Annotated in this window: 10 protein-coding genes and 1 pseudogene; 3 read left to right on the plus strand and 8 right to left on the minus strand. The window is 57.8% G+C overall.

What is annotated here, in order from left to right; genetic code table 11:
* Both ENZ74_RS05720 and ENZ74_RS05725 read right to left on the minus strand, forming a co-directional pair.
* Window positions 1–257, minus strand: a pseudogene (locus tag ENZ74_RS05720) (helix-turn-helix domain-containing protein); the annotation flags it as partial.
* 244 nt (window positions 258–501) lie between these two features.
* Complete coding sequence (locus ENZ74_RS05725) at window positions 502–960, minus strand: response regulator transcription factor (protein ID WP_224570033.1); 459 nt, start codon at window positions 958–960, stop codon at window positions 502–504.
* Between the two features lie 751 nt (window positions 961–1,711).
* Between ENZ74_RS05725 and ENZ74_RS05730 the strand changes: the two genes are divergently transcribed.
* Together ENZ74_RS05730 and ENZ74_RS05735 are read left to right on the plus strand one after the other, a co-directional pair.
* On the plus strand, window positions 1,712–2,833 hold the full coding sequence (locus ENZ74_RS05730; RefSeq protein ID WP_063169274.1) for a DUF418 domain-containing protein: 1,122 nt from the start codon (window positions 1,712–1,714) through the stop codon (window positions 2,831–2,833).
* 1,543 nt (window positions 2,834–4,376) lie between these two features.
* Entirely contained in the window at window positions 4,377–4,589 is a 213-nt protein-coding gene (locus ENZ74_RS05735; protein ID WP_008874821.1) for a cold-shock protein, read from the plus strand.
* Between the two features lie 228 nt (window positions 4,590–4,817).
* Here ENZ74_RS05735 and ENZ74_RS05740 read toward each other — a convergent pair whose 3' ends face one another.
* From ENZ74_RS05740 to ENZ74_RS05765, 6 genes are all read right to left on the minus strand, one after another.
* The gene (locus ENZ74_RS05740; RefSeq protein ID WP_024505385.1) at window positions 4,818–5,288 is read right to left on the minus strand and encodes a MucR family transcriptional regulator; all 471 of its coding nucleotides are present in this window, start codon (window positions 5,286–5,288) and stop codon (window positions 4,818–4,820) included.
* 894 nt (window positions 5,289–6,182) lie between these two features.
* Window positions 6,183–6,725, minus strand: coding sequence for a tetratricopeptide repeat protein (locus ENZ74_RS05745; RefSeq protein ID WP_082826568.1), 543 nt, complete (start codon window positions 6,723–6,725; stop codon window positions 6,183–6,185).
* Window positions 6,726–6,778: 53 nt separating this feature from the next.
* Complete coding sequence (sctV, locus tag ENZ74_RS05750; RefSeq protein ID WP_063169272.1) at window positions 6,779–8,842, minus strand: type III secretion system export apparatus subunit SctV; 2,064 nt, start codon at window positions 8,840–8,842, stop codon at window positions 6,779–6,781.
* Between the two features lie 232 nt (window positions 8,843–9,074).
* The gene (locus ENZ74_RS05755; RefSeq protein ID WP_024505382.1) at window positions 9,075–9,965 is read right to left on the minus strand and encodes a hypothetical protein; all 891 of its coding nucleotides are present in this window, start codon (window positions 9,963–9,965) and stop codon (window positions 9,075–9,077) included.
* A gap of 117 nt (window positions 9,966–10,082) precedes the next feature.
* Window positions 10,083–10,325: a nodulation protein NopA gene (locus ENZ74_RS34960; RefSeq protein ID WP_224570034.1), complete on the minus strand. Its 243-nt coding sequence runs from the start codon at window positions 10,323–10,325 to the stop codon at window positions 10,083–10,085.
* Window positions 10,326–10,396: 71 nt separating this feature from the next.
* The gene (locus ENZ74_RS05765) at window positions 10,397–10,726 is read right to left on the minus strand and encodes a hypothetical protein (protein WP_081714433.1); all 330 of its coding nucleotides are present in this window, start codon (window positions 10,724–10,726) and stop codon (window positions 10,397–10,399) included.
* Between the two features lie 1,348 nt (window positions 10,727–12,074).
* Between ENZ74_RS05765 and ENZ74_RS05770 the strand changes: the two genes are divergently transcribed.
* Window positions 12,075–14,189 (plus strand): hypothetical protein, encoded by a 2,115-nt coding sequence (locus ENZ74_RS05770; protein WP_224570035.1) that lies wholly within the window; start codon window positions 12,075–12,077, stop codon window positions 14,187–14,189.
* Window positions 14,190–14,712 lie beyond the last annotated feature (523 nt).

Below are 14,712 nucleotides of genomic sequence, written 5' to 3' on the forward strand. Positions count from 1 at the left end.
GCCGCTCGCGTATCTTCGGCGCACCCCATGTCGGCTTGTCTTGCTTGAGGCGCACAATCAGCTTCTCGATTTGAAACGGAAGCTGATTGGCGTGGCGATAGGGCCGCCGCGATCGGTCCGTCAGCCCTCCAGGCCGCTGTCGTTGTAGCGCGTGAGGATCTTGTAGCCGGTCTTGCGCGAGATATCGAACTCCCGGCAAAGCACCGCCATCTTCTCGCGTCCAGCAGCCGGGCGACGAACTTCAGCCGCTCTTCCATGACGTTACACTCCTTCCAAGGCACCTTGCTCTCCTTGCAAAGGGCCGAAAGTGTAACCCATCTATCCGGAATGAACTGTCACCCATCTCTCGGGAAGGAAAGTCATGGCCAAGGCAACTGGAAGCCGAATTTTCTTTTAGAGTATGAATCAGCGCCGTCTGCCGAAAAGCGCGTCCACGATCTTCCCTTTTGAAACGACCGTGCAGGGCTGGGGCAGACGGTAGTCGAGCACCGCCCATCCGCGTCAAGTCAGGTAGACCTCCTGCCCGTCGCGGAAGAGGCGTCGCTCGGCTGCCTGTATGGAAAGCGTCCCAACCGAAAATTGCGGCTCCGGAAAATGCCCATGGCGACGTGCCACTGCATGGATACGCGCTGAGAGTTCCCCCAGATCGAACGGCTTGACCAAATAGTCGTCGGCTCCAGCGTTGAAGCCCTCGATGCGATGCGAAATCCGATCGCAGGCTGTCAGAATGATGACCGGTGCCGATTCAAGTTCCTTGATCAGCTCCCGCAGATAGTCGATCCCATTGCCGTCCGGCAGGTGAACGTCGAGCAAAATAAGGTCGTAGCCGACCACAGCTGCATAATCGCGCGCTTCGGACAGGTTCTTGGCCCAGTCGACCGCGTGGCCACCAGCCACCAAATGATCGTGCATAGCACTTCCAAGGTCCTTATCGTCTTCAGTGAGCAGTATTCGCATCATGCTGCCGAGCTCCGGTATGAGGGCAAGGCTCCCATCTTATTGGTCGAAGCTGACAATAGGCTGAACCGGCGGCAGCGAATTATTTGGGGAGCTTTCAGGCTGCTGTCAGCTACAACTTGCAAGAAAGGGGTCGTTAACAAAGCCAAACGAAGAGCCCCTATGAAACCCGTCCTGAACTCGGCACTTTTGCTCAATGTGACCCCCGGCGGCTGCATCAGCAAATTGATTTGGGAAACAGGCGCGCCGGTTCTAATGACCGACGCAGGCCGAGGTCTGGAGCTGGACCAGCGAACGGCGTCTTCGGTTTTTCAGGCAACAGCCACATGGAAGAATATGATTGGCTCGACCATGCGCCGAGCTTTGTCGAACGGATTGGTCGCGGGCGCACTACCACAGATTATGGCAGGTTTACGCCCTGGCCTTGACACCCGGGGTGATCGTCACCGGCGGAGCCGCGGCGTACTGATCGGATATCTAACGTCGCTGAGTCTCTCGTCGGTGCAGTGGATCTCTCGGCTTAGCCATCATGCAAAAAACGACGGTTCCGCGACACCACTTTTCAGGTCCGTGACACAGGCTTTGTGAGCCGATCTGTTGTTCTTACCCCAGGCTAATGGCTGAACAGCTCTGTCGCCGGCTCGATGCGCCAGATGGCGCGATGTTTTGAACCCTTTCACGAGGCGACGGCAGCAGCCGACCGGCTCTCCTATCGCGGCTCCCGCGATCCACACACCCAACAAGGGAATCTACCATGGTAATGAAGGCACCGGTTGCCGACGCTAGGAATGGGTCGGTAGTAGATCGGCTGGTCGGCATCGACCTCGCTCGGGGCCTGGCTGTCTTCGGGATGTATGCCGCCCATCTCGGTCCCGACCCCGGCGAAGGAGGACTAGTCGGGTTTCTGATGGAACTAACCCATGGGCGGCCGTCGGCCCTGTTTGCCGTATTGGCCGGTTTTTCAATCCTCCTGATTACAGGTCGCAAGGCGCCGAAGTCGGGGATAGCCGGTAGACAGGCCATCGCCAGAGTCGCAATTCGTGCCCTTGTTTTGCTCGCGCTTGGCTCAATCCTGGGCTGCCTCGGTACCCAGGTCGAAGTCATCCTAGAATACTACGGAATTTGCTTCTTGTTGGTATTGCCGCTCCATCGGCTCAGCGCATATCAGCTGGGCTTGATCGCTGCCGCTACGGCATTAGTTCTCCCGCAAGTCCGTTCCTCCCTTCTGTCGGTTGCCCCCAACCTCCTCGACCCGGTCTTCAACCTCATGGTCAACGGCTACTATCCCGCGGTGACCTGGGTTCCTTTCCTCATCGCTGGCATGGCCATCGCGCGCCTTAATCTTAATACGCTAGCAGCGCATTGGCGCCTTGGTCTGGCGGGGGTCGCGCTGGCCGTGTTGGGCCATGGGGGATCCTTGCTCGCGCTGAGTTCCCGCGCTTTGACTGAAACCTCCTTGTGGTGGTCTGACGTTGACGGCGCTTTTGAGCCTTCCAAGTCGTCATTTATAGTCAAGTCGTCATGGATAGCCGCACCTCATAGCGAAACGACGCTTTCGATCGTGGGCAGCACCGGTTGCGCAATGATCATCTTGGCGGCTTGCATGCTCGCTGTGGATGCGCTCCCGCGTCTGCGAAAGCTGGTCTGGCCAATAATCGCAGTCGGCTCGATGTCTTTGACGGCCTATGTGCTGCACATTGCGGGAATAGCCTATCTTATGAAGATAAACATTTTCAAAGACGAGAGCCTGTCCACGCTCTTTGGCTTCGTTGTGGTTATCAGCACTTTTGCGGTGCTTTGGCTGCGCATCTTCCAGCGAGGACCGATGGAAGTGCTGATGGGTAGGGTCGCAGATCTCGCGCGTCACATCCGCTGAGCACCGCCGCGCCCCGGCCTCCCGATCACATTACGGACAAGGTGGGGCTTTGTCCAAAGCTTGTTCGCGGCAGGGGAGGGTACTTCCTCCCAGCCTGCCGCCTTGTTGATGGAAGCTAAAACGGTCGCGCAGGCGCTAGAGTTGCATCGGCATAATCAGCTTAAACTCGCGAAGTTAAACCCGCGGTTGGTCTATCTCGGCCCGCCTCACCTGAAAGGCTAAGGTATCCGTTTCGGTCAAGGGTTTTAGGGGCCATTTTCGCTGCGCCTTGAGGAGAGCGTTTGCTAGGATGAGGAGCTTTCGCAACAAGATGATGACCTTTGCGGGTTTGCCTGCCGCCTTTAGCGCCTGGTATTTTGCCTTGAGGTCGGGGTTGAAGCGCAGGGCGAAGGGCCGGGCATGTAGAGGGCCTGGCGAACATTGGCCCGGCCGCCCCGGATGAAGGCGCGGCCGCTCCATTTTGCCGAGGCCGGCGAGGCTTGCGGCCTTTGGTTCCGAGTTCCGGCATGTCGATGGTGAGTGTGCAGGCGGTGGCATCCGATGCGCCATATGCTGGTCAGGATTTCGCGGCGCTGGACAGCGTCGGGATCGGCTTTCATGAGGGTAAGCATCGTCTGATCGATATCGCTGAGTTCACGTGGATCTGCTTCCAGCCACTCGTTGTTGTGGCGCCTGAGCAAGGCAAGCGGTCAAGGTCTGGCTCTGGTGCTGGCTGCGGTGCGATCCCCGCACGGGCCAGGTGCCGATCGTGTCGACGATCCACCTCGCCGCGACCAGAGAGCTGCTACTCTCTTCCGCTGTTCATTCTGGCCTCTTCGCAATGAATGTCATAAAATCACCTGTCGCAATTAATGGTTTTTGATTTGGCTCCTACAGCTGGCAGATATCGCCGAGAGTTCCGCAGAGAGCGTCGAAAGTTTTGGCCGCCTTCTTCCGCAGCCGCGCCTTGAGTTTTGAGCAGACCTGTCTTGATCGGGTTGAGATCGGGCGAGCATGGCGGCAGGATCAGGAGCCAGTGCCCCTTTGGCCAACCAGTGGGCGGCGCGTACCTTGCCGACAATCTGGGGTTCCGAACCCGACAGTTGGTTTTCAACCCGACAGTGGCCCGCCTCAGAGCAGGCTACCGCCCTTCGGAGCAGGCAGAAGCTAATCGAGGTTCGCGGGTTCCGGTTTGAATGTGCAGGTCGCTGCGCGCCTGATCTTTCGGTCTGGCGGCACATGACAAAAACTCTCATTTTGGCCGACGATACCCGGTCAGGAGCGGGTATCGCAGTCGAGAAGCGACCCGAGCACGTCCACAAGATGTGCCGAGTTTGCAAGGTGTGTCATTGTTTCTGTCAACGTTCGAGCGACAGCGCACGACGAAACGTCTGGCATACGCCTCGTCTGGCACGCGCCTCGCATATGTTGCAGTTGCTGCTGGAGATCAGGCGATCGAGTGGGCCTTGCAATTTTCCGATTTTGATGCGCCTAAAGTCTCGTGTACAAATCAGGCTGGCGTGAATGGCCTGCCTAAGTTGCGACTTATTACAAAGGAATGGATATGGCGACTGGAACGGTGAAGTGGTTCAACAGCACGAAGGGTTTTGGTTTTATTCAGCCTGACAACGGCGGTCAGGATGTCTTTGTCCACATTTCCGCTGTTGAACGAGCGGGCCTGTCGACCCTTAATGAGGGCCAGAAGATCAACTACGAGGTGGAACAGGATCGCCGCACGGGAAAGTCCTCTGCAGGCAGCCTCAGCAAGGCTGGCTAACGGTCCGGGAAAGCCTTGGCAAGGTTCGTCATCGCCGGAACGCATTGACGGCTCGAAACCCGGGCCGGAGCATGCAAGTTAATGCCGCGGCAGGGATTGCTGGAGCCATCATGAATTACTCTGGAAATGAGGCTCTTGGACGGGAAAGGCGGGGCTCATCCCCGCCCTTTGATTCCGCGCAGATTGGGCCAACGGCTGCTGCGCGTCCGAACGACTGTTGATACGGATTTAGGCTGCGACCTTCTTGCGGGTCCGTTTCGCCGGCGCCGTGGCTGGGGCTTCCGGCTCTTTCGGTTTGCGGCCGAGTCCCATGGTCTTGGCCAAGGCGGAGCGCGCAGCGGCGTAATTCGGCGCCACCATGGGATAATCCGACGGCAGACCCCATTTGGCGCGATATTCGTCTGGGGTCAGACCATAGTGCGTCGCCAGATGGCGCTTTAGCGATTTGAATTTCTTGCCGTCTTCAAGGCTAATGATGTAGTCCGGTTCGATCGACTTTTTGATCGGGACAGCAGGTTTTTTTACAGGCACAGGCTCTTCTGCCGGTATGAGTCCAGCCGTGCCGTTTAGAGCCCCGTGCACTTGGGCGATCAGGGCAGGAAGCTCCCCCGCCGGGACGGGGTTGTTGGAGACGTAGGCTGATACAACATCGGCAGTGAGCTCGATGAGGATGTCGGTCTTGTGGGGTTCTTCTGTCATAAACTTCTCCGGGCAGCTTGAAACACAGTTGGGCGAAGTGTCGCTTCATAGTGGCGGTTGCCGCTGAAAGCAAATGGATCGACGGGTGCGCTGCTCCTCCACCATTGAAGTCTCGGCGACGCATCCCGTCATCGTCCATCGCTAAAGGCAGCGTATTGAATTATGGGAGCGGTCGCGCCCGCCCCACCATAGCGATACAGCAAGACAATCAAAAAAGCCGGTCTTTGCTTGGCCCCAAATCTTTTCTCCTTTCGTGAACGCTGAGCTGCCAAGCTGCTACAGTTCACCTCGCGGGGCAACCGTGCACAACACAGGAGTTGCCCGAGCGATACATTCTTCACTTGCCGCTTATCAGCGCTGGTGATTGCACTTTGCAGCCTGCCTCCGGACCCGCAGCGCTCACGCTGTTGGTTTTGCGCCTGCAGGCGTCGGAAGTCGGATCGCCGCAGCTAATTTCCTCAGGCGGACGAATTCAACAAATCGATTGTTTGGATCGAAGGCATCCACACCATCGATGCCTCTAGAATATGATCCAGCTACAATCACCGTGCTGTAATGGCAGGGACGGCCAGCACAAGCGCGACACGATCCGGCGGGTCCATCGCTGCGTTACGTATTCATGGCTACTGCATCGGGCGCTCGGTCGACCGCCTTAAGCCAGGTCGCCGCATTGCGAGACGGTGACCGGCGAGGGAGAGGGCGCTCTGGCAACGAAGCGAGGCGGGTGGCCTTGCGGGTGGCCGCGTGATGTCATCCGGCTCTCCTGCCGATCTCTGCCGGCCAGATCTGGAGCAACTGTTTTGCATAGATATGGCTCTCTTCAGGGGGCCATCTATGATGGGAGCCGAGCGCGTGTTCGAGCCGGGGAACAGGCTGCGCATGCACTGTGCCCACCTATTGCGATCGTGCTAACCTTGGTTGTTCGGACTTGCCGTTAAAGGCAAGCGACAGATTGAAGTTATGCTGCACCATCTGATTGCCTGGCTCGTTTTCGAGAGCTCGCCGATACAGGGCCTGTGCCGCGTCATGCCGCCCCTCAATGTCCAAAATCACGCCCTTCGCATTCAATGCACGTACGTTTCCTGGGGCTGCAACCAAGACGCTGTCGAGCACCTCAACCGCTTCGTGCGGGCGCTTCTGGCCCACCAAGGCATTTGTAAGTCGTATCGCCGCATCAACATTGTCCGGGTGCTGCTTCACCTCATCCCGCAAAGCCCGCTCTTGAACATCCTGACCAACTTCGCGCAAAATGCGTTCGCGCATAGCCGGATCGATTTGATCGGCGCTGAGCAACTCGGGGGAAGATGTCTCCTGCACGGAAAGAGCCGGCTTTTGCCAGCTGGCGCAACCGCCCAAAGGCAGAATGGCGAGTACGGCAAAAAGAAGTGAGTTCCGGCGCAGAAACATAGGCGATGGAGAAACTGTATTACTATTCATGTTATCTCTCAGTTATCGGGGAGGCGCGTGGCGTTCAGTTAGGAAAGGTGGGACTACTCTAACAATCCGCTGTTCGATCCGTGCGGGAGTGTGACGGATCCTGCGGGGCGAATTGTAAAGTCGGAGGCGAGGTCTTGATAAGACAGCACGGCGAGATCAACCCCGTTTCGCGTCAGAAAGCCGCGGACGAAACGTCGGACATCCATCGACGTCAACAGAATAGGGCGGGTTTGACCCGGTTCTGCGTTCGAAAGGACCTGACGTATCTGTGATAGCATCGCTTCGCTTTGCCGATCCTCCAGTGCGAGATAGGGGCCTGCATCCGAATCTCGAACCGCGCCACGCATCACATCCTCGCTCTCGCGCTCGACGACCAGGGCGGACACGATGCCCTCCGTGTTGGCATGGCGGTGGCAGATCTGTCGCTTCAAACCAGAACGGACATATTCCGTCAGCAGGGCAACGTTCTGCTCACGCTCGCTCCATTCGGCCAATGCCTCCAACACGAGACGGGTGTGGCGGATTGGGATACCTTCCTCCAGGAGGCGGCGCAGAACATCGGCAATCCGAGGAATCGGCGTCGTGCGTAGCACCTCTTTCACAAGCTCAGAATATTCCTGCTCCATTCGGCCCAGGAAATGTCGGGTCTCTTGGATGCCCACCAATCGCGGTGCGTAGCGGGTCAACGCTGCATGGACGCGCAAGGCGAGGAGTTCGCCGGGAGCCCTATGCTCCGTGCCGGCGCCCGTAAGGGCCTTTGCAGGGGTATGTTCAACCGGGAGTCTGTCCGTTTTCGGCTCACGTCTAAGGGGGACACCGCTCGAGTCGACGTGCGCTACATCGGCTCGGAGCGCCATCTGGTTTGGATCTAAGGCGTCCTGTTCGACTGGCACGCCCTCGACATCAATTCGGAATTGCGATTCAGGCAGCTGCTCGTCAACCAAGACAGGGATGCGAGGAACGATAATGCCCAGATCGGCTGTGACCAGGAGCGAAACGCGCCCAATATGTTTTTGCAATTCGGCTTGATCGACCGCCTGCATAAGATCTGGCGCTAGAAAAAATGCGATCGGGAATTCCTTCGCAGGCGCGGCTTGCTTAGGCTCCGCTGCAGTTCCACCTTTCGCATCGGCAGTGCCGGCGCCCAGCACATCAGCCTTGACAATGCTTACCGCAGCGAACACTGCGGCCAGCATCAGAAAGACGGGGAGGGGAAACCCAGGAACGAACCCCATTACAACCAGGACGCCGGCCGCCAGTCGCAAGGCTCGAGTGCTGGCCGTGAGCTGACTGACCATTTCTGTACCGAGGTTGATCCTCGCCGTCCCAGTCACACGGGTGACGATGGTCGCCGCAGTAATGGAGAGCAGAAGGGCCGGAATCTGCGATATCAATGCATCGCCTATCGTCAGCAGAGTGTAGTGATGCAGTACCTCGCCGAAGGACATGCCCTTGGAGAGCAGGCCGATCGAAATTCCACCCAGCATGTTGATGCAGATAACCACCAGCCCGGCGATGGAATCGCCCTTCACAAATTTCATCGCGCCGTCCATCGCGCCATAGAGTTGGCTTTCCTTCTCCAATTCGGCGCGCCGCCGGCGGGATTCGTTGGCATCGATGTGGCCGTTGCGTAGCTCTGCGTCGACCGCCATTTGCTTGCCCGGCAGAGCATCCAGCGTGAAACGCGCCGCCACTTCTGCCACCCGTTCGGCACCCTTCGCGAGGACCATGAATTGCACCATGGTGACGACCAGAAATATGACGAAACCCACCACGATATTGCCTGAAATGACGAAATCGCCAAAAGTATGAATAATGCTGCCGGCCTCCCCCTCGGCCAGGATCAGTCGCGTCGTTGCGACCGTGAGCGCGAGACGGAATACAGTGGAAATCAAAATAACGCCGGGCAAAGAGGAAAAATCAAGTGGAGTACTGACATACAGGGCAACCATCATCAGCAGTATGGCCAACCCCATATTGAATCCTATCAGGGCGTCGACCACCACGACCGGGATAGGCATGACCATCATCGCGACAGCCAGAAGCAGCATCAACGCAACCATTAAATCCGGGCTGGCCGGCGCACGCTTGATGAAGTCACGCAGGACGTTGGCCATCGAGACACCTTTGCAATCGGTTGAGACTTACTCTGCTGTTACGCCATGAAACGTGGCTTTCGAACTCCGAAGGCGCCTCAGCCTTGGCCAGCGCGTGACCCTGCATGAGAGCCACAAGCAGGCGCGAAATGGCTGGGCAGCAAATGTTTCCAACGCAGCCAGCTTGTCAGCACCGAGCGCGACAGGATGTTTGGCTGGCCATAGAGTGCTGCTTGATGGGGCCTGCGAGCTTTCAATATTGGAGAGCAGCAATGCGGCCATTCCTGCTCAGCAGCACACGGCTGTCCTCAATACGTTCGACCACCCATCCATCAGCCAAAATGGCGCCGACAAAATACTTCTCGCTGTCGATGACAATATATGGTTGGACCCCATGCCACACAGCTTCGACCGCGATTGCGGATGGCGCCTTCTCCTCTTTGATGAGCACTCCGTTCACCAGTGTTAGAGTACCCTTGGTGCGACGATCGAACGATTGCTGAAGCTTCTGCCAACTGATGACCGATTCAGACGTGACGGTGCCTTCGGCGGTCACAACACCCTTTGCCGACCCAATCTTGACGTCGAGAAGACCCGCTCGATCGACTTCCTCCTGCAGCTCTTGGGCCGCTGCCTCCGTAAGTTCATTGTCAGCGCGGTGACTGATCGTTCTGGACGCGACTTCAGCCCGAAGTGAATTGGGGCTCGATCCACTTGCATTGCCAAGATAGGAGATCGTGCCTGAAAGCGCGCCGATCCCGAGTGAGCTGATTATGACCATGGCGAGCACACCGATCGGTAGGCGCGGTATGCCGGTCGAACCAGGCGGCTCTGCATCCTGCACGGACAAAGCAATGGACATCTCGCCTACGAGCAGGACGACAGGAAGGGGCACAACAACGGACTGGCCTGCGGCGATATTCCGGTTGCCCTCGATACTGAGTCCGGGTGCAAGCGCCTCCAGTTCGATCGACTTGCCAAGAAGAGTTACACGAAGGTGATGCGGTGCCAGTCCCTGCTCGACAAAGACCAAATCGGCATCGAAGCCGCTGCCGATTAAACACTTTTGAAGATCCGTCTTGCCGGTCAGACCGCAATAGTGCCCCGAACGCACTTCGAAACGGAGGGAAACGGCGTCATCCACAGAGCATCTCTCAAACAGGATAGAAGCCGCATGGCAATTGCCATGCGGCTCATTTCGGGACTACGTCGCGTCAATAAGGAGACGCGCTAGGGGGCAGTCTAAAACCCGCTTCCGACATTACGAAACGCGTTCGTCGGCGGCCTTCTTGATGGTCTGGAGATTGGTCGTTAGAGTGCGCAACTGGACACTCCTTTTCGTCGCCTCCAAGCTAACATTGGTTAGTTCCTGCACTTGCGCCTGAAAAGCAGTAGCATCAGCTCCGCTTGTATTGCCGGGAGTGCCACTGTTAGTTTTATCGGTATTGCCGGCGCTACTGGTATTGGTATTGCCTGATTTTTTATTATTATCAACTGCAGCCATGATCATTCCTTTTTCTGTTGGAGTTGTGCCGTCAATAACGGCCTGTATGACCTCACGCCGGATTTCCCGCGTCAGGCATCTTCTGTGTCATCCAAAGCTTCATCGGCCTCAGCCATCGCATCGTTCGCGAATTGGAACGCGAACGATCGCAGGATACTTTGGAAGGCTTCACTTTGTGCTGCAGACTGTGAGTTGTCTTGAAGTTGATCATTTGAAACGGTCCGGTTATCCGCCCGATCGTTCCCGCCAGCTGCCTTGCCATCATTCCCACCAGCTGGCTTGCCATCATTGCCATCAGCCGGCTTGCCATCACCAGAATGCTCGGATTTCGAATCCCCATGGCCCTTTCGGATCAAGGAAGTCCCGAGGTTGCCAACTCCACTCCCAATTGCTGCTATCATCAGGTACTCCGGCATTTGCCATTGGCGGCGACGTGTTAAAGGTTAGCCTCGATCAAGCTAAGGGCGGGAGCTTTCGAGAACCTGACGGCTTTTGACAAAAACCGGCCAGCGCAAAAACGTATGCTCTGCAGGATGTTGCTCTCGCATCGAACAGTCGACCACGATCTCGGCTGTTCGGCCAATCCCGCCGTCCACGCATGCCGCGACCGAATGGCAGCCGCAGCAGCTCGTTTGCATCCTCGATGCTGTGGTGTCGAACAGGAGACACGGTCCACGTGCTGCATGACCGCAATGACCGTATTCTTGCTGGCTCCACGGGCGCACGCAACGAGCAGGAACTCGGTCTTTGCATCACCATTCTCTCGCCTGCACATCACGGCCCGGCGCGGTGAGCTCATTGGCTTCGAGAAGGTCGGCGACCGTACGAACATGGGATGGTCTGCCGGCTTTGGGAGGCCGGTGCGGATCCTCTTCTCACCATATCGAAAGCTTGAAGCGGTCGGATTTTCTTGCCCTGTTCGTGAGAACTCCCATCGTCAGCTAATCGTCAGCCAAGCGGTCTATCTAGGCCGGCCGTGCCTGACCTTCGGATCCAAAGGTCCCGTCTCGACACTTTTTGTAACTATAGATCGAAATGGTCCGCGTGATACGCAACGCACACGCTTCTCTGAAGCAAATGTGTGACTTTGTCGGTGGCGAACGAGAGGAGTGACGCATCAATAAAATCGTCAGGCACGTGTCTAGGAAGGGGAGCTAGCCGAGTTGGTCTGATTTCATTCGCTGTTCCTGGAAATCGGCGGACTGAAGCGCTGATAATCTCAGGACATCGATGGCAACGTTGCGAAAGTCCTGTGAGCTCGGGCCAATCTTGGCCTGCTACTGAGAAGCACTTTGGCGGGAACATTACGCCGTCGCGGGTCTGGCTGACCGTGACGTTAACCGAAAGATGCCGCTGGTCTCGTCAGCCGCCAGCACAATAGCAGCACATTCTCGCCTACTACGGAGACGCAATATGAAGGGCATTGGCCGACCACGGAAATCGCAGGCTGAAACTGGAGCCAGCCGCGCGGGGCGGGCGAGCAGTTCCCTTTCGCAATCAAGTCTTGCTGCGGGAGAAGGTGGACAGTCATTCGATTCCGTTGTGGAGCAGATGCGCTCTGGGGACGCCGATAGGAGGCCCTCCTCCCTTCCAGTTGCGCGCGGTCCAGGCGATGCCCGCGAAAGTCTGCCAGGCGCCTCGATTGGCGAAGATCAAATCCTGAACACACCGCCACGTGGAGCCGCTGCGCCACCACGCGGAACCGTAGCGCCACGTGGCGCAGCCGCAAGGCGGCGCGGTTCTCCCTCCATGTCTGAGGGCGAAGCCATGGCGCCGGTCGGTAGCCAACTATCAACCGCGCAGGTGGAAGGCACCAGCTCATCGTCAAATAAAGATATCAGTCCGACACAGCTCAGAATGAACAGTCTTGTTCAACAACTGACTGATTGCGAGGCTGCGGCCAGGAAAACCGACGTCCCCGAGGAGGCGGTGGAGCTGATCAGTGGGGTCGTCGATGCAGCCTCAGCAATTCTGGAGTACCGCGCTAGCCTGCCTGCGGCTGAGGCGCAGACAATTATGCCAGACGACAAGGTGCGTAGATGTTGCCAGATCGTGTGCGACGCCGCGAATGAAGTAGACAAACTTGGCCTGTCGACGATCACGAAATTGGACAAAAAGACCAAGAAAGCGGCAGGTATGGTCGATAAACTCTACTCCTACTCCCAGGCGGACCGGCAGGAGCTGTTGATTTTAAATGTGGAGAACCACCATACGGCGGCAATTAAGTGGTGGGAAAAAAAGGCATGGCGCTCCGAACGGCAGCGATCCGCCTGCGCTGCCACCGCTAGCCTATCCAGTGGAACGCCCGTGATGCGGGAAGCCGAGCGGTGCGCACTGCGGCTGCGTGCCGGCTCGGTACTGAGTGTCAGGATCTGGCTGGTCCGTGAGCGGATCGGTCTTGCGCGGGCCAAGATTGAACTGCGGGCGAGCAGGTTCGAGCCAGATTTGAAGGAACTCCTCGTCGGTCGAAATGGAGTGGTGCAGCTGATGGCAAGCGCCGCTCAAGAAGCTCTTCGCGCCCTCTCTTTGGCGAAGGGCATAATGGATGATGGCAAAACACTCAACGCTCATGATTGCGCGGTTGTAGAAAAAATCATGGAGCGGCTTTCGGATTTTGGATTGGCGTTGCACGAGGTGCATACCAAGCTAAGCCATACCTACCCAGATGCCGGCCTCCCATTGAAACTGTTCGAACGGATCGTGGACGATGCATGGATCACTGCGCACGATGCCATGCACTTGTTGAACCTGCAGTCTCCGCCGTCAGCCATCATGGCGCCACAGGCCCAGGCGGGCGCTGCGATGCCGGCCAGGGCAGGCGCTGCGATACCGGCTGACACTGCTGGTACGGCTGCAGTGTCAGAAGGCACTACAGCGCGAAGGAAAGGGAAGTCAAAGCATAAGTCGGCAGCTCGCGCCGGGACTTCTGCCGCCGGGCAGCCATCAACACCAGTCGCTGCGAACGCCGGCACAGTGCCAGCAGCCAAGGTTCTCGCGCGCTCGGATCAAGTTGCGAGTACACAGGTGAGAGCGCAAGAGGTGGCTGCGAGTTCGTCGGGGGCAGGCTCGACAATCGGGGGCGCCGCGTTGTCAATGGAGGTATTGACGGAGCGGCTCAAACGATTGGACGAACTTTTGCAGTTCGATCTGGCCGGTCAGCAAAGCGTCGTCTCCCAAGTGCGCCAGATGAAGCCTGAGGAGGCCGGTAAGGTCGTGGACGATGTGGCCCAGTACCTGCGAGCCCAGGCCATTGAGATGCAAACCTGTCTCGCCGGGTTGCAGGGGCGTAATGTACGCCTGCTACTCACCTCCACCCAGCTACCCAAAGTGCACGAACGCACAGACCAGCTCAAAGGGTTGCTGAACATGGTGCTGGGACAGGCCAACGCATTGAATGAAGGAAAAGCCGGCATTACGACTGATTGCATGAAGACCTACGCATTTCCGGCGCAAAAATACCTGGAACATTTGTGCAATGCCGACGAATTGATGCCGCCGGAGGCACCGGTCGCGCTGCGTGGCGAGCCAGGAAAGCTGTTTGAGATGAAGCTGCAGCCCAAGATGCTGGTCAATGGTGCGATGCCGAGCCCGATGTGGGTGCACATCCACACGAGTCGCCCCGTCATGGCCAGAAACTTGGAAGGGCTGGCTGATTCCGAATTCACCGCTTGCCACGTTAAATCCAACGAACAGCGCGGCTACAATCGAGAGCGAGAGGAAGCCGATGCTAGGTCCGGTCGCGAGAAGGTCATAATTCATCGCGGCAAACTCACCCCCGCTTTCTGTAAGTCCTTGTTGACCTCAGGGCTTGGCCGCCAACCACGCCATTCGCGTGCCGAGCTCCCGTCGGCGCAGGCTGCATGACAGGGCACTCAGAATGCGGCCGGCCACGCTGTGAGTCAGCGAGCATTTCTCCTGGCCAAACCGCGAATGCCGCTGCGCGAGTTGCGGTCCGGCGATTGGAGTCGATCGGCTACCGTCAGGGCCGATTTGCGATGTCGCGTTACCGGCTGTTGACGTGGCGGCGTATCTTGCCTCCCATCCAACTTATCGCCGAGATCGCGCCGCCAAGATCGAGGCGGAAGGTCTTCCTGCGAGCGCGGAGCAGGCATAGCCGATCCGATCGGGATCGGCGCATCGCAACGACCCAACGGTGTGGTGGAGAAAATTGGATTCGGGAGAGCTCGGTTCCAAGAGGCGGAGTTCCGGCCCGAATACAATCCGCTCGCAAGCACCCACGATGCGCATCCGCAGTTTATTGTCTGGGAGATGGGCTGGATTGCTCGGCGGCGCTGGCGCTAAGGCGGGGCTGTCGCCGGACAATTAGCATTCACTGCCAACAGCCTTGCAACCGTCACCAGTTGCAAGGCTGTTGGCAGTGAATGCT

Origin of the sequence: Mesorhizobium sp. M7A.F.Ca.CA.002.15.2.1, assembly GCF_003998715.1 — a bacterium.
Classification (GTDB): Bacteria; Pseudomonadota; Alphaproteobacteria; order Rhizobiales; family Rhizobiaceae; genus Mesorhizobium; species Mesorhizobium ciceri.

What these genes read in the sequence shown, in the direction of transcription:
- ENZ74_RS05725 (WP_224570033.1), bottom strand. Translation starts at nt 960, where the DNA reads ATGATGCGAATACTGCTCACTGAAGACGATAAGGACCTTGGAAGTGCT.
- ENZ74_RS05735 (WP_008874821.1), top strand. Translation starts at nt 4,377, where the DNA reads ATGGCGACTGGAACGGTGAAGTGGTTCAACAGCACGAAGGGTTTTGGT.
- ENZ74_RS34960 (WP_224570034.1), bottom strand. Translation starts at nt 10,325, where the DNA reads ATGGCTGCAGTTGATAATAATAAAAAATCAGGCAATACCAATACCAGT.
- ENZ74_RS05770 (WP_224570035.1), top strand. Translation starts at nt 12,075, where the DNA reads ATGTCTGAGGGCGAAGCCATGGCGCCGGTCGGTAGCCAACTATCAACC.
- ENZ74_RS05765 (WP_081714433.1), bottom strand. Translation starts at nt 10,726, where the DNA reads ATGATAGCAGCAATTGGGAGTGGAGTTGGCAACCTCGGGACTTCCTTG.
- ENZ74_RS05730 (WP_063169274.1), top strand. Translation starts at nt 1,712, where the DNA reads ATGGTAATGAAGGCACCGGTTGCCGACGCTAGGAATGGGTCGGTAGTA.
- ENZ74_RS05745 (WP_082826568.1), bottom strand. Translation starts at nt 6,725, where the DNA reads ATGAATAGTAATACAGTTTCTCCATCGCCTATGTTTCTGCGCCGGAAC.
- ENZ74_RS05740 (WP_024505385.1), bottom strand. Translation starts at nt 5,288, where the DNA reads ATGACAGAAGAACCCCACAAGACCGACATCCTCATCGAGCTCACTGCC.
- sctV (WP_063169272.1), bottom strand. Translation starts at nt 8,842, where the DNA reads ATGGCCAACGTCCTGCGTGACTTCATCAAGCGTGCGCCGGCCAGCCCG.